The organism is Shewanella zhuhaiensis (assembly GCF_022484835.1).
Lineage (GTDB): Bacteria > Pseudomonadota > Gammaproteobacteria > Enterobacterales > Shewanellaceae > Shewanella > Shewanella khirikhana.
Map to the genome: position 1 here is coordinate 80,807 of NZ_JAKUDL010000010.1, position 20,649 is coordinate 101,455.

The 20,649-nt window shown below is 54.3% G+C and carries 19 protein-coding genes and 1 rRNA gene; 9 read left to right on the top strand and 11 right to left on the bottom strand.

All coding sequences use genetic code 11. The annotated features are described in order from the left end of the window. The first annotated feature begins 51 nt into the window (after positions 1-51). A complete protein-coding gene (locus MJ923_RS19285) occupies positions 52-2,247 on the top strand; it encodes a sensor domain-containing diguanylate cyclase (protein ID WP_240592482.1) in 2,196 nt (731 codons plus the stop codon). A gap of 114 nt (positions 2,248-2,361) precedes the next feature. On the opposite strand, the gene MJ923_RS19290 is transcribed toward MJ923_RS19285, so the two are convergent. Then, positions 2,362-3,858: an alpha/beta hydrolase gene (locus MJ923_RS19290; protein ID WP_240592483.1), complete on the bottom strand. Its 1,497-nt coding sequence runs from the start codon at positions 3,856-3,858 to the stop codon at positions 2,362-2,364. A 102-nt stretch (positions 3,859-3,960) separates the two neighbouring features. After that, positions 3,961-4,791 carry an ammonia-dependent NAD(+) synthetase gene (gene nadE, locus MJ923_RS19295; RefSeq protein WP_240592484.1) on the bottom strand — a complete coding sequence of 277 codons (831 nt, stop codon included), beginning with the start codon at positions 4,789-4,791 and terminating at the stop codon, positions 3,961-3,963. Between the two features lie 109 nt (positions 4,792-4,900). On the opposite strand from nadE, the gene MJ923_RS19300 reads away from it, so the two are divergent. Together MJ923_RS19300 and MJ923_RS19305 are read left to right on the top strand one after the other, a co-directional pair. After that, on the top strand, positions 4,901-5,716 hold the full coding sequence (locus MJ923_RS19300) for an AraC family transcriptional regulator (protein WP_240592485.1): 816 nt from the start codon (positions 4,901-4,903) through the stop codon (positions 5,714-5,716). Further along, a complete protein-coding gene (locus MJ923_RS19305) occupies positions 5,713-6,393 on the top strand; it encodes a LysE family transporter (protein ID WP_240592486.1) in 681 nt (226 codons plus the stop codon). The genes MJ923_RS19300 and MJ923_RS19305 overlap by 4 nt, the downstream gene beginning before the upstream one ends. 116 nt (positions 6,394-6,509) lie before the next feature. Here the strand turns inward: MJ923_RS19305 and MJ923_RS19310 are convergent, their stop codons facing one another. Then, positions 6,510-7,844, bottom strand: coding sequence for a sigma-54-dependent transcriptional regulator (locus MJ923_RS19310; RefSeq protein WP_240592487.1), 1,335 nt, complete (start codon positions 7,842-7,844; stop codon positions 6,510-6,512). Then, entirely contained in the window at positions 7,841-9,430 is a 1,590-nt protein-coding gene (locus tag MJ923_RS19315) for a sensor histidine kinase (RefSeq protein WP_240592488.1), read from the bottom strand. The genes MJ923_RS19310 and MJ923_RS19315 overlap by 4 nt, the downstream gene beginning before the upstream one ends. 400 nt (positions 9,431-9,830) lie before the next feature. On the opposite strand from MJ923_RS19315, the gene MJ923_RS19320 reads away from it, so the two are divergent. Both MJ923_RS19320 and MJ923_RS19325 read left to right on the top strand, forming a co-directional pair. Continuing rightward, positions 9,831-10,550 carry a hypothetical protein gene (locus tag MJ923_RS19320; RefSeq protein WP_240592489.1) on the top strand — a complete coding sequence of 240 codons (720 nt, stop codon included), beginning with the start codon at positions 9,831-9,833 and terminating at the stop codon, positions 10,548-10,550. Positions 10,551-10,665: 115 nt separating this feature from the next. Further along, positions 10,666-11,013: a hypothetical protein gene (locus tag MJ923_RS19325; RefSeq protein ID WP_240592490.1), complete on the top strand. Its 348-nt coding sequence runs from the start codon at positions 10,666-10,668 to the stop codon at positions 11,011-11,013. A 21-nt stretch (positions 11,014-11,034) separates the two neighbouring features. Here the strand turns inward: MJ923_RS19325 and MJ923_RS19330 are convergent, their stop codons facing one another. The 3 genes from MJ923_RS19330 to MJ923_RS19340 are packed head-to-tail and all read right to left on the bottom strand — an operon-like array spanning position 11,035 to position 14,110. Further along, entirely contained in the window at positions 11,035-12,531 is a 1,497-nt protein-coding gene (locus MJ923_RS19330) for a PhnE/PtxC family ABC transporter permease (RefSeq protein WP_240592491.1), read from the bottom strand. Next, the gene (locus MJ923_RS19335; RefSeq protein WP_240592492.1) at positions 12,528-13,253 is read right to left on the bottom strand and encodes an ATP-binding cassette domain-containing protein; all 726 of its coding nucleotides are present in this window, start codon (positions 13,251-13,253) and stop codon (positions 12,528-12,530) included. The genes MJ923_RS19330 and MJ923_RS19335 overlap by 4 nt, the downstream gene beginning before the upstream one ends. A gap of 2 nt (positions 13,254-13,255) precedes the next feature. Then, positions 13,256-14,110, bottom strand: coding sequence for a putative selenate ABC transporter substrate-binding protein (locus MJ923_RS19340; protein WP_240592493.1), 855 nt, complete (start codon positions 14,108-14,110; stop codon positions 13,256-13,258). Positions 14,111-14,289: 179 nt separating this feature from the next. Here MJ923_RS19340 and MJ923_RS19345 point away from each other — a divergent pair, with 179 nt between their 5' ends. Further along, on the top strand, positions 14,290-14,964 hold the full coding sequence (locus MJ923_RS19345) for a response regulator (RefSeq protein ID WP_240592494.1): 675 nt from the start codon (positions 14,290-14,292) through the stop codon (positions 14,962-14,964). Between the two features lie 3 nt (positions 14,965-14,967). Continuing rightward, positions 14,968-16,317 (top strand): ATP-binding protein, encoded by a 1,350-nt coding sequence (locus tag MJ923_RS19350; RefSeq protein WP_240592495.1) that lies wholly within the window; start codon positions 14,968-14,970, stop codon positions 16,315-16,317. 104 nt (positions 16,318-16,421) lie between these two features. Here MJ923_RS19350 and MJ923_RS19355 read toward each other — a convergent pair whose 3' ends face one another. Continuing rightward, the gene (locus tag MJ923_RS19355; RefSeq protein ID WP_240592496.1) at positions 16,422-17,120 is read right to left on the bottom strand and encodes a 2OG-Fe(II) oxygenase; all 699 of its coding nucleotides are present in this window, start codon (positions 17,118-17,120) and stop codon (positions 16,422-16,424) included. A 109-nt stretch (positions 17,121-17,229) separates the two neighbouring features. Between MJ923_RS19355 and MJ923_RS19360 the strand changes: the two genes are divergently transcribed. Together MJ923_RS19360 and MJ923_RS19365 are read left to right on the top strand one after the other, a co-directional pair. After that, positions 17,230-18,486 (top strand): HD-GYP domain-containing protein, encoded by a 1,257-nt coding sequence (locus tag MJ923_RS19360; RefSeq protein ID WP_240592497.1) that lies wholly within the window; start codon positions 17,230-17,232, stop codon positions 18,484-18,486. Positions 18,487-18,649: 163 nt separating this feature from the next. Beyond that, positions 18,650-18,955, top strand: a complete 306-nt coding sequence (locus MJ923_RS19365) for a DUF3135 domain-containing protein (RefSeq protein ID WP_240592498.1) — start codon at positions 18,650-18,652, stop codon at positions 18,953-18,955. A gap of 2 nt (positions 18,956-18,957) precedes the next feature. On the opposite strand, the gene corA is transcribed toward MJ923_RS19365, so the two are convergent. From corA to rrf, 3 genes are all read right to left on the bottom strand, one after another. Continuing rightward, positions 18,958-19,905, bottom strand: a complete 948-nt coding sequence (gene corA, locus MJ923_RS19370; RefSeq protein WP_126166692.1) for a magnesium/cobalt transporter CorA — start codon at positions 19,903-19,905, stop codon at positions 18,958-18,960. A gap of 104 nt (positions 19,906-20,009) precedes the next feature. Then, the gene (locus tag MJ923_RS19375) at positions 20,010-20,363 is read right to left on the bottom strand and encodes a hypothetical protein (protein ID WP_240592499.1); all 354 of its coding nucleotides are present in this window, start codon (positions 20,361-20,363) and stop codon (positions 20,010-20,012) included. Between the two features lie 201 nt (positions 20,364-20,564). Then, positions 20,565-20,649: ribosomal RNA gene (gene rrf / locus MJ923_RS19380) — 5S ribosomal RNA — on the bottom strand; the annotation flags it as partial.

The following is a 20,649-nucleotide window of genomic DNA, read 5'->3' on the forward strand; positions in this document are numbered from 1 at the left end:
AACGCTCTAAAGTAAGTATCAGAAACTTGGCTGATTTTTGGGAAATCATTCTTGCTGTCTTTTCTTACTGCATCGCCGCCGCGCACTGCAATTATTCTGGCCATTTGCGGCTTTTTACTGAACCTGTATCCGCTGCCACTGTTTGCCAACGTGCAGCTGATTTTGGGCAATGCCGCCTATGTGATTGCCGCCGTCATTCTTGGGCCTCGTTATGCCGTGGCCGTGGCACTGGCCTGTGCTGCCGGCCTGTACGCTATCTGGGGCGCCGAACATGTGTTTGTGATATTTCCACTTGAAGCCCTGGTGCTGGCGCTGGCCAAACGCCGCGGCATCTACTCCCTCTATGCCGGGGTGGGATTCTGGCTATTGATTGGTATGCCACTGTTCTATCTTTATGGCCTGACCCTCACTCCGCTGCCCGCAAGCCACCTGCCTTTTATCGCCTTTAAACAGGCAATTAATGGTCTGTTTTACATAGGGCTGGGTGCACTGTTACTGATGATATTGCCCGCCCTGATGCAAAATACCACCAGCCACAGCAAGGCGCCGGTGCGTTTCAGCGACAAACTCACCTACAGCTTTACCCTGTTTATCTCACTGGCGCTGCTGGTTGCCGCCTTGCTGTTCAATCAGTTTTTTATTGAGCGCCAGCAGGAGCTGATTAAAAAGAATCTGCAGGACAATGCGGTGCATTTGTCCCAATCCACTTTTGATTACCTGCGCGAACACCAAAAGGCGATTACTCAGGGCGCTCAGTGGCTGTCGATGATGGGAGACTCCCCCGAAAAACAGCAGGACTGGCTTACCCAGTTCAACCATGGTTACCCTGCCTTTTTAACCATGCTGGTTGCCAACGAGCAAGGCAACATAGTGGCGGCAAGCCCGGCAGCGCGGATGATGGACGATGCTATCCAAAAAGGTGAATACAGCGTAGCCGACCGCCACTACTTCAAAGAAGCCTTTTATAATCAGAAGCCTTTTATCTCACCGGTGTTCCTCGGCAGAGGATTTGGCAGCGATCCCATTGTGGCCATCAGCGCCCCTGTGTATGGCAAGGCGAATGTCCGCCACCCTTCGGGCATTCTGGAAGGCTCGCTCGATTTGAATCGCTTTGTACTTATCGACCGCCAGAATCGTCATCACTCCGAGCAGTTCTTACTGCTGACCGATGACAATAACCGGGTTATCTACGCATCGGCGCCACTGGATATTCCAGCGCTGAGTGAATTCGCCTCCGCCGAAAGTGGCCGCGAGTACCGCACCAGTTTGCAGCTGATTAACCTGCACGATCTGGACAATCCAAACCCCGAGTACATTTATGCCGAAGAGCTGCTGCCAAATGGCTGGCGACTGCTGGTGCTGTCACCATTCGCTCCCTTAATGCAGCTGGCTGAAACCCAGTTTTTGCGCACCTGCATACTGCTTATAATCAGCATGGTGATAAGCTTTTACCTGGCGCGGCTGATAAGCCGGATGCTGACCGGCTCGCTTGAAACCATTGCCAACGAATTCAGCAGCCCAGGTGAGCAGCCAAAGCCCCTGCCTGCCGATGCGCCCGCAGAAGTGCAAACCCTGTATCAAAGCCTCAAAGCCAGTCAGCGCCAATTAATGAGTTACCAGCTGGAGCTTGAAGAAAAGGTCGCGACCCGCACCTTCGAGCTTGAGAAGGCCAATCAGAAGCTGCAGGCCCTTGCCGAACGAGACGCCCTCACCGGTCTTTATAACCGTCGCCATGCCGTGGCAGGCTTTGCGCCGCTGCAAGCCCTGTGTGAGCGCAGCGGCGAAGCCATTGCGGTTGTTATTCTGGATCTCGACTTTTTTAAAGCCATCAACGATAACCACGGCCATTTGGCAGGCGACGAATGCCTGCGACAGGTGGCAACACTGCTGGCACAGAGCTTCAAGCGGGATTCGGATCTGGTGGCCCGTTACGGTGGCGAAGAGTTTTTGCTGATCCTGCCAATGACCAATGCCCTTAAGATTGAGCACCACCTCAACCTGTTCCGCGAACGTCTGGCGCGGCATCCTGTGAGCATCCCCGGCGCCGATGAACCCTTGTATCTGTCAATTTCGGTCGGTGCTCTGGTGGCCAACGCCAGTTTCTCAGACTCGCTGGAAACCTGGCTCAAGGTTGCCGACGACAACCTGTATCAGGCAAAAGCCGGTGGCCGTAACCGGGTCATCTGCACCTTGATAAACGATGATGCGCCTGGCCGCGAGCAGGAGCAGGCCCCCGAGCCAAACTAAAATAAGGCAGCCTCCAAGCTAAAGTAAGCAAACTCAACAAGCTAAACGGATAAAAATAAGGCCACAGGGTTTATCCTGTGGCCTTTTTTCATGGTGGTTTGCAGATTGCTGCGATCAATGCGCCGTGTCTGTTACGCCCTGTTGCAACTCTGACTGCAGCTGGGGCGCATCGAATAATCCTTTGATGGTATGTAACTGAAACGCATAAAACGGGTTCCACTTCTGGCGCAGCATTTCATCGGCACTGACGGCAAAAATGCCGCGCTCACCCCGCGATGCCGCCGCCCCAATCTGGATCCTGTCTTTGTGGGGCACAAGCCCCGGCCCATAGAGGCTGTCGGACTTGGAAAACGGCAGCGCCACGTGGGATAATGAGTACACATTCATCGGCCAGCTGCGCCCAAGCGCTGTAGCCTCACCGTCCGGCACCACAGGTTTAAACTCGACCGAAAGTGGATGGCTGCCATCCTCCAGAGTTTGGTTTTGCACCACGCCCACTGTCGCCTGCATCGCCGGAGAGCTGTAAAGCGGCTCAAGTTCAAGCTTGGGATCCCACAGCGTCAGCCGCTGATTTATCGGACTGCGATTAACGTCATACAGCACCAGCTGATGGCGAGACTCGGCCAGATTGAGATAAAGCGACTCGACCACGGCGCGGCTGGAAACGGTATCATCTGCCATCGACTGAAAGGTCAATAGCGTCGGCAGCGCTGCCTTCTGACTGGGGCTCAATGACAGTAATTGCCGCTGATTCTCCTGGGCAAGCCGGTACACCACATCCCCGGCATTGACCGCAAACGACATATACTTAAACGGGTCATATTCGGTGCCAAGGGCATTCCAGGCGAGTTTCTCAAGCCCCAGCCATTCGCCAAGACGCGCCTGCCAGTATGCGCCACGTGCCACAGGCGCAAGCCCGATGGCGGGAGATAAAAACACCATGGCGCGGCTGTCGGGCGCCTTGCCAGCCTCAATGCGCTTAAGTTCGTGATGCAGCGCCAACGCAGCGCCGGTGGAAAACCCCACGATATACAGCGGCTTGTTACCAAGCTCGGCTTTAAGATGACCTATCGCCAGCGCCACTGCGGCGCTCATATCCTGCCACTCAAGACTCACAAGCCCAGAGGGCAAGGTGCCGTGACCTGGCAATCTGAGCCCAAGCACGTGGGCACTGGCTTTAAAATCGGCTGCCAGGTTAGATAAAGCGTAGGGAGAGTCAGACATGCCATGGATAAAGAGCACACCATAATTTGCTGTGGGATTGGGCCACTCGTAGCTCCAATTCCAGTCCTGCTGCCAATGGCTGGGATCGGATAAGCTGCCACGCACATAGCGGTTCACCGGCGAGCCTGCATCCGGCAATGCGCCAGCGAACCCTTCGGCAATTTCGGCTTTAAGGCGTGCTTCCCGTGCCAGATAGTCGGCAAAGTTGGCATCACGGCTGTGTTGAGTAAAGCGATTCTCCAGCACCTTGGTGTGCCAGGGCGCAAGGTCAGCGCGACTGTTTAAAAACCAAATGCCAAACCCAAGAGCGGTAATCACAACCCCCAGAGTGGCATACACCATGGCTATCACCAGGTGTTTACTGGTTTTAATCAACAGCGTTTTCATCGAGTTAACTTTCCTTGTTGGGATAAAACGGCGTTGAGGATGCGCCCCCGGCTGCGGCGGCACATCCCCATGAAAAAACGCCGGCAACTGCCGGCGCTTTGATTAATCGTAGATGGTTGGAATGGATTGACGCTTATGCTGAGTCGCCTTGTAAATACCCACCAGCTTGTCTTCCACAGACTTGGGCACGTCTTTACCTTCGAGGAAGTCGTCAATCTGATCGTAGCTAAGCCCCAGCGCCACTTCGTCTTCAAGACCCGGGCGGTCGCACTCAAGATCCGCCGTTGGCGCCTTGGTCACCAGCACTTCCGGTGCGCCCAAATGACGGGCCACCTGCCGTACCTGGCGTTTATTGAGACCAAATAGCGGCGCCAAATCGCAGGCACCATCGCCCCACTTGGTATAGAAGCCGGTAATATTCTCGGCGCTGTGGTCGGTTCCCACCACCAGCCCGCCGGTTAAACCGGCAATTTCGTACTGGGCAATCATGCGCATCCGCGCCTTCACATTGCCTTTAACGAAATCGACCTTGGATTGCTCCGGCAAATCAAGCCCTGCTGCCTTGAAACCGGCCAGAGTTTCAGTGTGCACGCCATCGCTGCCTGAACCAACATTCACAGTCACCAGCTTGGAAGGCTGAATAAACTGGCATGCCATCTGAGCTTCGTGCTCATCTTTTTGCACATGGTATGGCAGGCGCACGGCAATAAAGCGGTAGTCGCTGCTGCCGGTTTCGCTGTTCAGTTCATCCACCGCCAGCTGACACAAGCGGCCGGTAACAGACGAGTCCACCCCACCACTTATCCCAAGTACCAGGGTCTTACTGTGGGCATCGCGCAACTTGGCTTTGATAAAGGCTACCCGTCGCTGCACTTCAAAGTCCGGTGTAATGGCTTTGAGAACCCGCATCTCACGTAAAATCTGTCCTTTCACACTTCTCTCCGCTGTCGCAAATTTGCGTCCATGCCGCTGCAATATTTTTCTAGCCTGCGGCCGGAACTGCCCCGTAAACTGGGCTAAATTGTTTCACATCAGGTGGCAGATGCAACAGGAAATTCTTGAATTCAGACAAAGCCGCACCTTCAAAGGGGCAGAGCTGAGCCATGGATTTTTGCGCCAGTTCGATTTTGGCCGCCATGTCCATGAAGATGTGCACTTTGGGGTGGTGATAAGCGGCGCCCAGGCGTTTCATCATCGCGGCCAAAGCTATTGTCTGAGTGCAGGTGAGGTCTCAACCCTGAGCCCGGATGAATGCCACGATGGCACAGCCGCCACTGAAAACGGCTACGAAGTGCGGGTACTGTCGCTGCCACTTGAGCATTTGCAGCAGGCGGCCGCCGAACTTGGGGTAAAAAGCACTGGTTTCGTCTCTCCGCTTCGGCGCGACGAGCGCCTGTACCAGCGGTTTTTAACCCTGCATGGGCTCTTGTATCAGCAGCAAAATCCCTTAATGGAGCAAACCGCGCTGCTGGATTTTTGCGAGCAGCTGTTTTGGGTCAGCCCACCATCAATAGCCCAGGTGGCTAACCCTTGCCCCCATGTGCAGCTTGCCAAGGCCATGTTGGCCGACAGCCCCGAGCCAGTGACACTGGATGAGCTTAGCGATGCTACCGGCCTTGGACGTTTTACGCTGCTGCGCCGCTTTCGCGACGCCACCGGGATAAGCCCACACCAGTGGCAACTGCGGCTAAGGCTTGAGCGCGCCAAAAAGAGTCTGATGCTGGCCGATGAGCTGTCGCTGACCGACATCGCCCACGCCCACGGATTTTGTGATTTAAGCCACTTTAACCGCCATTTCAGGCAAGCCTTTTTAACCTCACCCAAGGCCTACCGACAGGCCACCCGGAACCACAAATGATAGACGTCGCGCTGCTTGGCAGCATCGCCCTGATCCACACCCTGGCACTGGCAAGCCCAGGCCCCGACTTTGCCATCATGCTCAGAGTCTCAACCCGTCAGCCCCGGTCTGTGGCGCTGATGACGGCGCTTGGGATAGCACTGGCGATTCTGGTGCATACGCTGGCAAGCCTTACCGGGCTGGGCCTGATAATCCACACCACCCCCTGGCTGTTTGTGTTGGTGCAGGCGATTGGCGCGATTTATCTTGGCTACATGGGCGTGGGTGCGCTGCTGTCGGTGAGAAAGCACTGGGTGAGAAAGCACTGGGCCGAGGGTCAAAGTCAGCAGTTGACCGACACCCCGGCCGCTGACGAGCCTGCCCTTGGCAATGGCCGCGGGCTCAGGCTAGGCCTTTACACCAACCTGTTCAACCCCAAGGCGCTGGTGTTTTTCCTGACCCTGTTTTCCGCCATGGTTGGCCCTGAGGTTAACACTGAAACCCGCTTGAGTTTGCTGCTGCTGATGTTTGCCCTCTCCTTCGCCTGGTTTGGCTTACTGGCGCTGCTGCTGACCAAACCCGGCGTTAAGCAGGCGCTGGTCCGTATTGGCCCGGTTATCGACCTTATCACCGGAGCACTGTTCCTGCTGGTGAGTGTCGGCATCCTTGCCAGCCTGCTGAGCGATCTGCTTAGCTAACCCTGAGGCAGGCAAAAACGTCACTCGCGTTTGAACGCCATTTCCAAAAAACAAAAAGGCCGCACTCAGGTTATCACTGTGCGGCCTTTTGACATCTGCAGATGAACCGGCAAACACTACACCAAACGGTGTTTCTCCAGGCGGTATAAAAACGCCTTGTAGCTCATACCAAGCCACTTGGCGGCCTTGGTGCGGTTGCCATCGAAGCGAGCCATCGCCTGTCCCAGGCAGCGGGCCTCGAAGGCTTCCCACTCAATACCTTCATCAGGCAGCTGCCATTCATCTTTGGCAATGGCGGTGCCGCTTTCCTGGGTAAGCTCGGCTTCATCCCCGAGCAGCACAAAGCGCTCTATCCGGTTGGAAAGCTCCCTTACGTTCCCGGGCCAGTGGTAATCGAGTAAAAAGCGCATCGCCTGATGGCTGATATTGGCGACATCCAGCCCATACTGGCCCGAGTGCAGCCGCAAAAAATGCTCAATCAGTCGACCTATGTCTTCACGTCGCTCGCGCAGCGGCGGCATCACCACCGGCACCACATTCAGGCGATAAAACAAGTCTTCGCGAAAACGCCCTTCGGCCACTTCGAGGCGCAGATCTCTGTGGGTGGCAGCAATGACCCGCACATCCAGCTGCTGCTCTTTTTGGGCGCCAAGACGGGTGATAACCCCTTCCTGCAAAAAACGCAGCAACTTGGTTTGTTGTAGCAGTGGCAGCTCGCCCACTTCATCGAGAAATACGGTTCCGCCATCAGCCGCTTCCAGTTTACCCACCTTCAGCGCGGTGGCACCGGTGAAGGCACCCTTTTCAGCGCCAAACAGTTCGGCTTCGGCCAGATTTTCAGGAATGGCGCCGCAGTTAATGGCGATAAACGGCTTATGGGCGCGGCGGGAAAGCTGGTGCAATGCCCTGGCGGCAAGCTCTTTACCTGTGCCGCTCTCGCCGCCAATCAGCACTGTGGCATCGGTACCACTGACCCGGCTTAAGCGGTCGAACACCTTTTGCATGCAGGGCGCCTTGCCCACCAGCCCCACCAGCGATTGCTGGTGTGACAAGGCACTGCTGAGCGCCTTGTTTTCACGCTTAAGTGCCTGGGATCGCGCCACTTTTGAGATAGCCAGCAGCAGCGCCTGGCGCTGATATGGCTTGGTCAGGTAATCGTCGGCGCCGGCCTGAATGGCGTCCACCGCATTGGTGATGGTGCCGTAGGCCGTGGCCATGATGAAGCCAACTTCGGGGAACTCGCGTTTGACGAAATTGAGTAAATCCATGCCACTTAAGCTGCCAAGCTTCCAGTCGGAGAACACCAGATCCGGTGTCCGGGCCTTGATTTCGACAATGGCGGCTTCTACGCAGTCGGCTTCCCGAATGCGGTAGCCTTCACTTTTCAGCATGGAAACAATCAGTTCCCTTTGCCCCTGTTCATCTTCGACGACCAAAATTTCCAGCGTCATCTGCTCTCCCCATTGCTGAAATACACACTCACCCGGCTGCCGCCCTCGGCAAGTCGCTCGAAACTGAGCCTGCCGCCATAGTGACTGGCAAGCAGGCGGCTGGCAATGTAAAGCCCCATGCCGGTACCTTCGGGCTTGGTTGTCACGTGGGGCTGGCCCAGGCGGGCGATAAGGCTATCGTCTATGCCGGGGCCCTTGTCTGTCACCGCGATCAGCAGTCCGCAATTGCCATTCTCGCCCTGATAACCAATATCAATCCCAAGCCAGGGCGATTGCTGCCCCGGCTGCGCCTCAATGGCGTTTATCATCACCGCATGAAGAATGCTGCGCACCTCAGATTCCATTCCCGCAAGCCGGTACTCGGTATCAAAGCCCGAGAGCTTAAGCTCGGGTTTGATGCCCGCCACTGAAAGCTCCAGCAAAATATCCTGCACCACCGCATTTACCGGCACAGGACGACTGCGGTCCACCTCGCTGGAGGATAGCGTCAGCAGCGATTGTATGTGCTTATCCATCATGGCAATTTTTTGCTGAATTAGCCCAAGCTGACGGGCTCGCTCTTCACTGTCCTCGCTGGCGCTTTGGTTTTCAGCCAGCAGCCCCAGCGTATGCAGTGGATTGCGCAGACTGTGGGCGATACCACGGGTGATTTCGCCAAGTTCCGCCAAATGTTGCTGATTAGTCATTTGCTGCTCCCGGGCACTAAGCTCAGCAAGCTTATTACTCATGGCATTGAAGCCTTCGAGCATCTTTTTGATTTCATCCACACCACGGGGCGCAACCTGATAACCAAGCTCACCTTCACCGAGTTTGCGATGACCAAGCGCCAGCTCACTCAAGGGGCCACTGACCCGGCGGCTGAGCCAATACACAAAAATCAGCGCCAGCATCGACGACACCAAAATCAGCGCCGCCATCCATTCGCGAAAGCGGCTCAGAGCCTCCGATACGTTATTCTGACTAAGCTCAAGTGGTCTGCGTTCAATCTGAGTGCCATCGCGGGTACGCACCACCATCACCCGGCGGCCATCGTCGGTCTCGCTGGTGTTGATGGTTAAGGTGTCCAGCGACTGGTGCAGCGCCTGCTGATATTCACGGGTCAGCAGCTCCTGCATCCGCGACAGTTTTTCGAGCTCCAGGGACAGGGTCTGACGGATCTGTTCATCCCGCTCGCGGTACCTTGCTGAATTTTCACTGTGTTGCTCGCTCATCGCCTCCTGTTCAAGCTCAGCGCGAGCCTCGAGTTTGGCCTCCACTTCGGCCATTGCGCGGCCAACTTCGAGCTGCTGCAACTCGATAATCTCAGACTCGCTTGGCACCTCGACTTTGAGCGTCTCCAGCAGAACCCTGTCTTCGGGCGAAATCTCCGCTTCATCACGGTTGATGTGCACCTTTTGCACAAACTGCAGATTTTCACCCAAATCCTCAACGACTATGTCCACCAGTTGACGCGACAGGGCCAGAGAGTCTTTGCGCAGATCTTCATCCAGCTGCTGTTTGAGGGCCTCGCCTATCAGCAATTGGCTGAGCCCCAGCAGCAGGATCAAGCCGCCAAAGAGTGCAAACAGATAGTGTTTTATCGACATGAGTCATCCTGTATCGATTTGTTATATCAAAACGTCTGTGTGGCTTGTGCCCGCAGTTGCCGTAGCAGGCAAAAATCAGGGCAACCGACACGGCTACTCAGGAGATAACAAAAAGAGTGCCAGTTAAGCCCCGCAATCAATAAATTGCAATTCTTATTTTAAATCAGCAGCTAACGCGCAGACCTTTCGAGTAACATCCGCAACCTTGCCAGTTCTTCTACAAAGATTTCCTCATTTCAGGAAATCCGCTTCCCGAAATCAGGCGGCCGGCTGGCAACGGATTTGCTTCAAATAAACGCATCCATTTGTTTTACATGAATTTTACGATTTTGGCACGCTTATCGCCTTATCTGTGATGGACCTAGGGTCAATTCTTATCGACAACAAAAGGATAATTGCTATGAAAACCAATGCGCTGCTCGCTTCCAGTCTCGTTGTTTCTGCCCTGCTTTCCCCGGCTATTCTGTCTACTGCGCTGATATCTGGCGAGCTGCTGGCCGCGCCATCCAGTCTGCCCTCGGATGCTGAGGTGACCACAGGGGCGGCCAAGGCCCCCAGGGAGATAGTTGAGCGAGTCACCATGGAAGCGGATTCGCCCAAGAAGGTGTTCATTACCGTGGTCAAAGACGGTGAAAGCTCAAGCTTTACTCTGGAAGGTGACGAGCTGGCCGACGAGGCGCTGATTGATAACAAGCTGTCAGCGCTCGATAACGAAAGCCGCGCCGATATCATTAACACCCTGCAATCCATTCGCAGCGGCAAAACCCATGTGATCAGCAAGGGCGACATTGCTGAGCTTAAAGCACTGAAACAGCAGCTGCGGGTTCGCGAAGCCGAAATGGAAAGCCGCAGCGAAGAGATTAGCGCTCGGGCCGAAGAGATGTCCCGGATTGGTGACTCAATCCGTAAAATTGTGATTTCCAGCGTACAACAGATTGATTTGGATGAAGATGGCCACAGGGTGATGGTGCTGCATCATGCCGGCGATGAAGACCTGGCAATGGAGCTGCACAGCGTCGATAGTCAGGCAATTCAGTTCAAGATGCTCAAAGAGATCCTCTCAGACAGTGAACTGACTGACGAGCAGCGCAATGAACTCAAAGCCATGCTCGGCAACTGAGCAAACAGCGCCCCCTGAGGCGATAAATCATGGATATGTGATGCAGCTTAAAGACCACCGCCACCGTTACCGTTAAGCTGACATCACAATCCAGACTAATTTGATAAGGTATTTTATGTGGTGGCGTGTGTTATTGATTGTGCTGGCCTGTTTGCTCACCGGCGCACACTTCTTAAGATACAGTAACCTCGTTGGCGCCCTGGCCTTTGCCGCGGCGCCTTTATTGTGTTTCGGCCGCGAGTATGCGCTGCGGGCGCTGCAACTGGTGCTGCTTGGCGCCCTGGTGGCTGTGTGGGGCGTCGCGACCTTTGATTATGTCAGCATGCGCCTTGCCGCAGGTGCGCCCTGGGTACGCCTGGTGTGCATCATGAGCGGGGTTATGGCCTTTGTGACCAATGCCGCCTGGTGCTGTGAAGGCATCATTCGTCTAAAACGCGCCAGAGCACAGGCCTCTGCGGCATAATATTGATTAGATATTAATGCGTTAACAGCGTTCCCGCTGACGGCTCTCCTGCCCAAGGGCACGGCGGGCCGCAGCGTCCACCACCACGTTCACCAAGGCAGTTACTGCCATCAGTACCAAAGCACCTGAAAAGCGAATTTCCGAGAAATTACTGTCGATGTAAAAGCCCAGAGTCGCCACGCCGAGCATGCCGAGAATGGCGGTTTCCCGCAAAATCACCTCGAACCGATAAAACAGCAGCGCCATCATGCCGGGATAGATCACCGGCAGCACCCGATAGCCAAAGCCATCCAGCCCCGCTTTATCTTCTGGTCCCGGACTTAAGCGGTTGGCACTGCGGCTGGTTAAAAACGCAATCAGACCTGAGTTATGCAGCGCCAGCGCCAGAATGGCCGGCAGCATTGAAGGGCCAAGCAGCAACATAAACACAAACGCCAGAATGTACTCAGGTACCGAGCGAAGCAGCAGTTGCCAGCCTCGGCTGAGCCAATCCCCAAGGCGGCCTACCAAAGGTCGGTAGCCAAGTGGCAACATCAGCAGCACCAGAATATGGGTCAGTCCCAGCGCCGCAAAAGCCAGCAGCAGGGTCGCGCCTATGCCGGGCAATGCCTGATTTTTAAGCAGCGCAATCAACCAGTTGGTTGTGTCGGCGAGCGCTGGCAGCAGGGTGAGTTCACCGCCAAACCACTGACGAATGGCATAAGGCCAGATATCTTCGCTGACAAAGCGCCAGATGAGCATGCCATCGATAGCGGCCACAGGCGGCAAGAACACCACCGCAGCCAGCAGATACAGCGGCAACAGGGCCTTTTTGCACCAATAGGGCAAGGTGCCAATCAGGATAATAAACAGAATAAGCAGAGCAGCGCCTTCGCTGTAATGTCCCTGCTTAAAGGCACTTTCCAGATGAAAGCCCAGCGTGGGCATGCCCACAAAACCAAGGACAGCACTGCTTCGAAGCGCACATTCAAAGCGGTAACGCACATAGGCCAGAAGCTCCGGAAGCACATGCACGACTTTGGCATACACATAGTGGCTGACCGCATCCGTGCCAGCTGGCAAGGTACTGCCGGTATCTTTGGGGGCACGGCACAGAATATCGTAAAACACCCGCGCAAAGGTGGTGCCGTAAGGCAGCGCCAGCGCCAACACCCCGGTAATGGGCGACAGACCAAACAGCTGCAAAAATAGCAGTGCCCAAAAGAGTTCATGGATAGCGCGGATAAAGGCGCAAAACGCTGCAACCCAGGGCCTGTGGTACACCAGCGACAGCGGGATCCCGATAACCAGCCCCAACGCAACACCGAGCAGCGCAAAGCTGACCGTTTGCCACAGGGCTTCAAACAGATGATCGGTGGCCAGAAAGTCAGGGGAAATAAAGCCCTTGGCCATGCGGCCAAGTTCATTCCAGGGCTCGAGGGCAATAACTTCAGTATCGGCAAAGAAAAAAGCGCCGAAACACACCAGCCACAGCCCCAGGGTCAGCCGCTGCCAGCGGCCAAAAAAGCCTGTTTTCACCGGGACTCTCCCGGATGCGCTGCGGGTGTAATCGCCTGGCTCAAGTCGTCGTGAACGGCATCGCTGCCGTCTTCGGCGGAATAGAAACGGTCCAAATCTGCCAACTGCAAACTGGCAGCCGGCGCATCCAACTGCAAGCCGCCATCCGCAAGCCCAAGAATACGCTCGAAATGGGTCAGCGCCTGATGACGGTTGTGCAGCACCATCACCACAGTTTCGTGGCTGCGATTGATATGCTGGATGACCCTGTCGGCCATGGCAGGATCGAGTGCTGAAACCGGCTCGTCCCCCAGAAAAATGGATTTTTGCTGATACAGCGCCCGGCCAATGGCTACCCGCTGCCGCTGACCGCCGGACAAGCGGCTCACCAGGGTGGAGGCAGGCATTTCGAGCTCAAGGCTTTGGCAAATCTTGTGCACTTCATCCAGACGCGAGCCGAACGGTCTGACAAGATTAGCTAGGTTATACAAGGCATTATGGCGGGCCAGCGCCCCCATATAAATATTGTGGAAGAGGCTTAAGCCTTCGACCAGCCCCTGGCTTTGGGCACACAGGGCGGCATCAGCGGCCAAACGTTGATGCAGGTGCGTCAGTAAGGTGGATTTCCCGGCCCCCGAGGCACCCAGAATAGCGACTTTTTGCCCTGCCCTAAACGAAACCGAGAGATCGCGCAGGATCTCCCGGTCAGCATAGGCAAGGGTTAACCCTTGGATATCAAGCATAATCAGTCGATAAGGCCGATGGCTTTGGCCACGTCTTCAACTGGCTGATAGTCTTCGTTATCGGCAGGCACAAACGACTGACGTGGGAAAGAAGACAGCAGATCGGGGTCTTTCATCTCCAGCAGTACCTTGGTGACTTTCGCTTTAAAGTCGTCGCCATAGGTTTTGTTTACGTCGCCGCGGATGGTCCACTGGTAGTCAGGGTAAGCCGGGCTTTCCCACACCACCTGCACCTTGCTGGTATCCACTTTACCGGCTTCCACCATGGAGTCCCATACCTTGTAGTTGACCGCGCCCACCTGATACACACCGGCCTCAACCTGGGTCACAGTGCGGCTGTGGTCACCGGAGAAACCCACGCGCTTAAACAAATCTTCAGGACGCTTACCCAGGTTGCGCTCAATAAAGAACTGCGGCATCAAACGGCCAGAGGTTGAGTCTTTGGAGCCAAAGGTGAAGGTGTAACCGCCAATGGCCGGGAAGTTAGTGCCCTGGGTCAGGCCTGTGCTGTGGTGAGCAATGATATAGCTTTTGAAAAACTGGTCTTCGTAGCCCTGGGCAATGGCTTCAGAGCCTGGCACCAAACGACGGGCCTGCACACCGGACAAACCGCCAAACCAGGCAAGTTGCACCTGATTATTACGAAATGCAGTCACGGCAGCGGAATAAGACTTCACAGGCACATACTTTACTTCCACGCCAAGCTGGGTTTCCAAATAGTCAGCCACCTTCTCGAAACGGCTGCGCAGCTTGGTTTCGTCTTCATCGGGAATGGCCGTAAAGGTAAAGGTGGTGGAATAGGCCGCTGGGGCAACGCCTGCCAGCAACACCAGCATCAATTTGGCGATGTTTTTCATGGGTGTAAATTCCTGGGTCAATTTAGTGCACGGATTGTAACGCATCCACTCAGGCAGACAAGGGCTTGGGCGCTTACCGGTCAGCGTTCATTAAGAATATTCGTCATAGAATAGTGGAAAATTTTTACTCTCAAGCCTTTAGCACGTAAACTGGCCGAAATTTGCATGGGAACCCTGTTATGAGAATTCTGGTTGTTGAAGATGATCCTTTGCTGTCACACCACCTCAAAGTTCAGCTCACTGAGCTGGGCAATCAGGTACAGGTAGCCAACACGGCTCAGGAAGGTTTTTTTCAGGCGACCAACTATCCCATCGATGTTGCCATTGTCGATTTGGGACTGCCGGATCAGGACGGTATTGAACTGATTACCCGTCTGCGCGACGCCGAACTCAAAGCGCCCATTCTTATTCTCACCGCCCGGGTTAACTGGCAGGACAAGGTGGAAGGCCTGAATGCCGGAGCCGACGATTACCTGGTAAAACCCTTTCAAAAAGAAGAGCTGGTTGCCCGTCTCGATGCGCTGGTGCGCCGCAGCGCTGGTTTTGTGAAACCCAAAATCACCTCAGGCTCTTTGGTGCTCGACCTTGCCGCCAAGCAGGTCACCCTCGATGAAGAAATCCTCGAAATCACCGCCTTTGAATATCTCATCCTCGAATATCTGATGCGTCACAGCCATGAAGTGGTCGCCAAGCAGCGACTTTTGGATGTGATATACGGCGACAAAGAAGGCGATCCCAACACCATCGAAGTGATGGTAAGCCGCCTGCGTAAAAAGCTGACCCGGGATGGTATGGATAACCCCATAGTGACCATTCGGGGCCAGGGCTACAAATTCAACCTGCCCTGTAACTAAGCCATGCGCTTCAAGCTCAAACCCAAACGCCGCCTGCTGACAAGGATGTACCTCACATCCCTGTCGATTATTACTCTGGTGGGCTTTGGTTTGGCCTGGATGGTGAACATCCTCCATGCGCAAAACTCCTACAACGAAGAAACCGCCCAGCTGATCGCCGAAATTCCTCAGGTAGCGGCCGAGCTGCGCGAGCACGACCTTATCCCCGACACCAGCGCCTGGCTTGAAGAAAACCGCAAAACCGAGCGCTACGTCATGGCCAGCTGCGATGACAGATTCAAGCAGGTGTGGACCTCTTCGATGGCGGTTGATCGGGGCCTGTTCGATACCTGTGAGCGCTTTGCCGAAATCAAAGGCGAGTCTCCGCCCTACTATCTGACGCTATCCGACAATCGCGGCTACTACATCTATATGTTGTCGGTGGATATCGCCAAGGTGCACTACAACCTGCTGGTGATGAAAGATGCCGAGAAGCTGGAGCAGGAATACAGCAAGTTCAGCCGCCGCACTTATTTCAGGCTGGCACTGGTGTTGGTACTGGCGCTGATTTTGCTGGTCAGCGCCGCCTATTGGGGGATGCGTCCGCTGGTGCGGATGCAGGAAGAACTCAAATCCATTGCCGATGGCAAAGCCAAGTCACTGTCGGACGGCTATCCTGTTGAGCTTGAGGGCGTTACCCAGGCACTTAACCAACTGCTGCAGCAATCTGCTGCCCAGCAGGAGCGTTATCAAAACGCCATGAATGACCTGGCCCACAGCCTCAAAACCCGGCTGGCTGCTGTGCATGCCATTCTGGATGACAGGGCACTGCATCAGCAGGAAGCCGGCGAAAAGGTAATGGAACAGGTCAGCCAGATGGATCATCTGGTGAAGTATCAGCTCAAGCGCGCCATGCTCGGTCGTAAAGGCCTTAAGCAGGAGCAAACCCAGCTGCTGCCACTGGTGACTCAGTTGTCGCAGATGCTATTTAAAATCTATCGCGACAAAGATGTGCAGTTTTCGGCCCGCATTCCTCCTATGTTGCTGTTCCCCGGCGATAAAGGCGACATTATGGAGTTGTGTGGCAACCTGATGGAAAATGCTTTCCGGCTGTGTATTGGCATGGTGCGGGTGAGCGCCGAAATCAACGCCCGGGGCGAATTTGAACTCAGGGTGGAAGACGATGGTCCCGGCGTGGCCGAAAGCCTGCGGCAAAAGATTATCGAGCGCGGCGTGAGGGCCGACACCCAAAGTCCGGGCCAGGGTATCGGGCTTGCGGTTTGCCACGAAATCGTATCGAGCTACAACGGCGTGCTGACCATTGAAGAGTCCATACTGGAAGGCGCTCTGTTTCGGATCCGCATCCCGCTGTAACTGTTCTGTGGGTAAATCGGGTTAAAAAAGAAAGGCCGCATTGCGGCCTTTTTGCATAATCTCTTTTAGCATAATCTGTAGTGGACGGCGCTAAGCGGCGCGAGCTACTGCCCCAGCTGCGCGTACAGCTGCTCGGCGCGATTAAACATCACCCAGGAAGTCGCTATGTATTTATCTGAGCTTTGCGGCACATTGCCTCTGTGGGTGTGGGTAAAGCCTGCGGGCGCAATCACCATAGTGCCCTTGGTCGGCTTCAGTTTACGGCCCTGATAGAAAAATTCGGTCTCGCCGCCCTCTTCAACATCATTCAGGTAAAACATATACAGCACCACCCGGTGCAGCGCTTCGTTATGGCCATTTTGGGGAAACTGCTCTGAGTGCCAGTGCGGGTAGCCACCCTTACCCTTGGGATACTTTTGAATATTGATGGTCCCGCTGCGATACAGGTATTTCACCAGCGCATCGGCGCGTGGATGGCCCAGAGTGTCATAGTTTGCCGGAGTCAGGGTTACCGGCTTGCCCTGCTCGTCCGCCACCTGCACGGCAACCGCCCCCATCAGCGCCATGGAATACTTGTCAAAGTAATCCACTGTGCCCTTGAGCGCATAGCCGAGCAGCTCGTTGCGAATAGGCATTAACTCGTTGAAGGCGTCCAGTGTGATGTCCCGGCTGAGCTTTTTCTCTTTGTCCACCCCATTGCCGGTTTTGCCATCAACCACGCCGGGATGTTGTTCCAGCACACTAATTAAGCGATCGCACAGCTCATCCGGTATCGCGTTTGGGTATACTTCGATAAAATCCATGTCACACTCAGGGAATTCTTATGTCTTACTATGCTGACACGTCAGTTAAGTAATTGTAAAGTATTACCATTGGGCTAAACTTAACCCTCTCGTAATTGACTGACCCCATATGAATAAATGTTGTAAGGTTAGCGTCAACCAACTGCAGGTTGGCAACTTTGTTCGCCTGCCTGTTGCCTGGAAGGACCACCCTTTTTTATTCAACAGCTTTCGCCTGAAACAAGAAGCGCAAATTCAGCTGATCAGAAGCCTGGGTATTGAGCATGTGTTTGTCGATCTCGATCGCAGCGATGTGCCGCCGCTGAAAGAAGAAGCTGCGAATAAGCCAGCGCCTGCTGAGTCTTTGGAACCACTGCGGGAAACCCTCGACAAAAAGAAGCAAGAGCAAATCGACAAGCTGAAGAAGATGCGCCGCGAACTGGGCAAAACCGAGCAGGAATTTGACCGTTCACTTGCCAAAATGCGAAGCCTTATCAGCAAGTTGCGAAGCCGTCCCCTGAATGCAATTCAGGATGCCGAAGCCCTTATCCACGACATCACCAGCCAGCTGCTCGACAGCGATAACCTGGTACTGCACCTGATGGGCGATGCCAAAAAAGACGATGGCATCTACTACCACTCCCTCAACGTGGCCGTGCTGAGCATGCTCATAGCCAAGGAACTGGGCTGGGAGCGAAGCGAAATTGAGGCACTCGGCATGGGTGCCCTGTTCCATGACGTGGGTAAGCTTAAGGTACCGGCTCAAATCTTGAAAAAGCAGACACCGCTGACCACACCGGAAGAGAATTTTATTAAGCAACACCCAGTGTTTGGTGCCGAGTTGGTGAAGCTTGCCGAGAATTTCCCCGAAAAAGCCTTACCGGTCATCACCAATCATCACGAGTTTTTAGACGGTAGCGGCTACCCCAAGGCATTAAAAGCCAAGGAGTTATGCCAGCTGTCACAGCTTGCGGCTGTGGTGAATGAGTACGACAAACTTTGCCATCCTGACAACCTTTCCAAAGCAAAAACCCCTTATGCGGCATTGGGTTATCTTTTCAAACATTACAAAGGTAAACTCAACGGCGACTTTATCGGTCAACTTATCCGTATGTTGGGGATCTATCCGCCAGGCTCTGTTGTCGAACTGACCAGTGGCCAGTTCGGTATGGTCATGGCCGTTAACCTCAGTAAGCTGCTGTTCCCGAGGATCATGGTTTACGATGCGCTGGTGCCAAAAGATCAGGCCCCAATTATTGACCTTGAAGCCGAGGGGCTCAGCATAGTGCGCTGTCTGCCTCCCGCCGCGCTACCTGAGAAAATCTTCAATTATCTCAATCCCCGAGAACGGGTAACTTACTTTTTCGGCCAGGACGGCCAGAGCTGAACCCACTCGAAAGGCGCATTATTCCAGATGCGCCTTGTTGCTGTATATAACCTTCAAAGCCGCGCCGCTCGGCGCTTAGACCCAAGTTGTCTTGCCTTGGCAATCCCCTTTGTCTAGTGTGGAAGAATCACCAAAATCACCAGACGTGTTAAAGGGGGCGCTTATGACACCCTTGCCGGATTTCGATACTCTGCTGTGGATGGCCGATAACCAACCCGATGAGTTGGAGCGGCTCAGGAGCACGCTCAACCGTGAAGTGATAGAAGGATCTGAGTGCAACAAGGCACAGCTGGAGTGCCTTGTGTTTAACCTTGACCGTCAACTGGAGCGTTGCAGCAACCCCTACCATCGCTGTGTAGTGGCCATGAGCATGATGCGCGGCAAACTCCACACCCTGCAAAACCTTATCAACGAGCCCAATTACCTCGAGCGCACCAGCGCCGACGTTATCCCGCTGTTTAAAGTCTGAGCTTACAACCAGCGTTTACGTTTAAAGAAGAAATAGGTGCCCGCGGCACTGGCCAGCATCATGGCGATGGCCATGGGGTAGCCATATTGCCATTCCAGTTCCGGCATGGTGGTAAAGTTCATGCCATAGCTTGACGCAATCAGGGTGGGCGGCAGAAACACAACTGCAGCAACCGAGAAGATCTTGATGATTTTATTCTGCTGCAAACTGGTAAAACCCATAGCGGCATCGAGCAGGAAGTTCAGCTTGTCGAAGATAAACTGGCTATGGGGCATCAAAGATTCGATATCCGACAGCATCTCCCGCAGATCCTTCATGTCCTCGTCGGTCAGCTGGCCGCGGTAATAGCGCTGCATGTAGCGCAGTGAGCGCTGGGTATCGAGCAAACTGAGGCGGATTTTGCCGTTGGCATCTTCCTGAATGGTGATAAGCTTGAAGACTTCATCCAGCTCCTGGCTCTCGAACACTTCTTCGCCCACATTTTCAAGCACCGTGTACACGTCTTCAATCAAGTCAGATAGATAGTCTACCTTCAGATTGAACAGCTCGATAAACAGCTCCTGCGGCGTGGAGGCTTCAAGTCGGCCAAGACGCAGGTAGTTTCTGAGCAAGCGGATAAGACCCACGTCCTCTTCACGGATGGTCAGCAGGAAATTGGTTCTGAGGTTAAACGAGACGTTAACGCCGCGCACATCCTGCCCCACTCGCTGGGGGAACAAGGAGTTAATGTGCAAACCGTCGCTGTTTTGATAGAAACGGGCCGAGGCTTCAATCTCGTTGATGTCTTCCTCGTCCGGCAGCTCTTCAACTGAGAACTGTGCCAGCCACTCACGCTCCTCGTCTTCCGGCTTGTACAGATCAAGCCACAAGGTTGCCGGGGGGATGGGATCCTGAATGCCAAGTTCGAGTATGGTCAATTGACGATTTTCATACACATACGCAGTGATCATGGAGCCTCCCTAACCCGTTCACACGGGGAGCAATCTGAAACCGCGGCTAGTTTACCCGATAACCACAGAATGAAAAGCAGAGATCTTTGAAATAAGACGTTGATTTATTGCTGGTCAGAGCTGGAGATCATTATTCGCTCCTGGGAAGACAAGCGGATTTTAAGGCCATCGAGGGTTTCAAGCTCTGACTGTCCCAAATCGCGTTTACGCACCTTGAAGGTCTTCTGTTCGCCCTCAGCTGGGGAAATTATGGTAACAGACAACACCCGATTGCCATCGTACCAACGCCAGCCAAGCCAAACGGAGCTTAGCAGCACCGCTGTAAACAGGGTGCCTATCGCCAGATAACGGGTTAGTAAGCCATTGGCACTCACTGCAGGGGTGACGGGTTTGCGCTTTTTATATGAAAAATAAGCGGCGGATATAATAACCAACGTCAGCAGTATTTTCAGCAACATAGCAATCTCCCTGAGCAATTGCCACAGTTTAACCCATAGCGTAAACCAGTTCTGTTAAGAAACTCTTATAAAGCAGGGGCGAAATCAAAAAGCCAGTGGTTAGTACAAAGCTGAGTGCGCAAATGCAAAAAGGCCACCCGCTTGGGTGGCCTCTTCAACACTGTTTGATTTCACTTTTCAAAGTGGAAACCAGAAATAGGCGCTTGGCGATGACCTACTCTCACATGGGGAGACCCCACACTACCATCGGCGCTGCTCCGTTTCACTACTGAGTTCGGAATGGGAT

Coding starts and splice junctions, on each gene's coding strand:
- MJ923_RS19290 (WP_240592483.1), bottom strand. CDS start 3,858: ATGAAAACGCTGTTGATTAAAACCAGTAAACACCTGGTGATAGCCATG.
- MJ923_RS19300 (WP_240592485.1), top strand. CDS start 4,901: ATGCAACAGGAAATTCTTGAATTCAGACAAAGCCGCACCTTCAAAGGG.
- MJ923_RS19305 (WP_240592486.1), top strand. CDS start 5,713: ATGATAGACGTCGCGCTGCTTGGCAGCATCGCCCTGATCCACACCCTG.
- MJ923_RS19310 (WP_240592487.1), bottom strand. CDS start 7,844: ATGACGCTGGAAATTTTGGTCGTCGAAGATGAACAGGGGCAAAGGGAA.
- MJ923_RS19315 (WP_240592488.1), bottom strand. CDS start 9,430: ATGTCGATAAAACACTATCTGTTTGCACTCTTTGGCGGCTTGATCCTG.
- MJ923_RS19320 (WP_240592489.1), top strand. CDS start 9,831: ATGAAAACCAATGCGCTGCTCGCTTCCAGTCTCGTTGTTTCTGCCCTG.
- MJ923_RS19325 (WP_240592490.1), top strand. CDS start 10,666: ATGTGGTGGCGTGTGTTATTGATTGTGCTGGCCTGTTTGCTCACCGGC.
- MJ923_RS19335 (WP_240592492.1), bottom strand. CDS start 13,253: ATGCTTGATATCCAAGGGTTAACCCTTGCCTATGCTGACCGGGAGATC.
- MJ923_RS19340 (WP_240592493.1), bottom strand. CDS start 14,110: ATGAAAAACATCGCCAAATTGATGCTGGTGTTGCTGGCAGGCGTTGCC.
- MJ923_RS19345 (WP_240592494.1), top strand. CDS start 14,290: ATGAGAATTCTGGTTGTTGAAGATGATCCTTTGCTGTCACACCACCTC.
- MJ923_RS19350 (WP_240592495.1), top strand. CDS start 14,968: ATGCGCTTCAAGCTCAAACCCAAACGCCGCCTGCTGACAAGGATGTAC.
- MJ923_RS19355 (WP_240592496.1), bottom strand. CDS start 17,120: ATGGATTTTATCGAAGTATACCCAAACGCGATACCGGATGAGCTGTGC.
- MJ923_RS19360 (WP_240592497.1), top strand. CDS start 17,230: ATGAATAAATGTTGTAAGGTTAGCGTCAACCAACTGCAGGTTGGCAAC.
- MJ923_RS19365 (WP_240592498.1), top strand. CDS start 18,650: ATGACACCCTTGCCGGATTTCGATACTCTGCTGTGGATGGCCGATAAC.
- corA (WP_126166692.1), bottom strand. CDS start 19,905: ATGATCACTGCGTATGTGTATGAAAATCGTCAATTGACCATACTCGAA.
- MJ923_RS19375 (WP_240592499.1), bottom strand. CDS start 20,363: ATGTTGCTGAAAATACTGCTGACGTTGGTTATTATATCCGCCGCTTAT.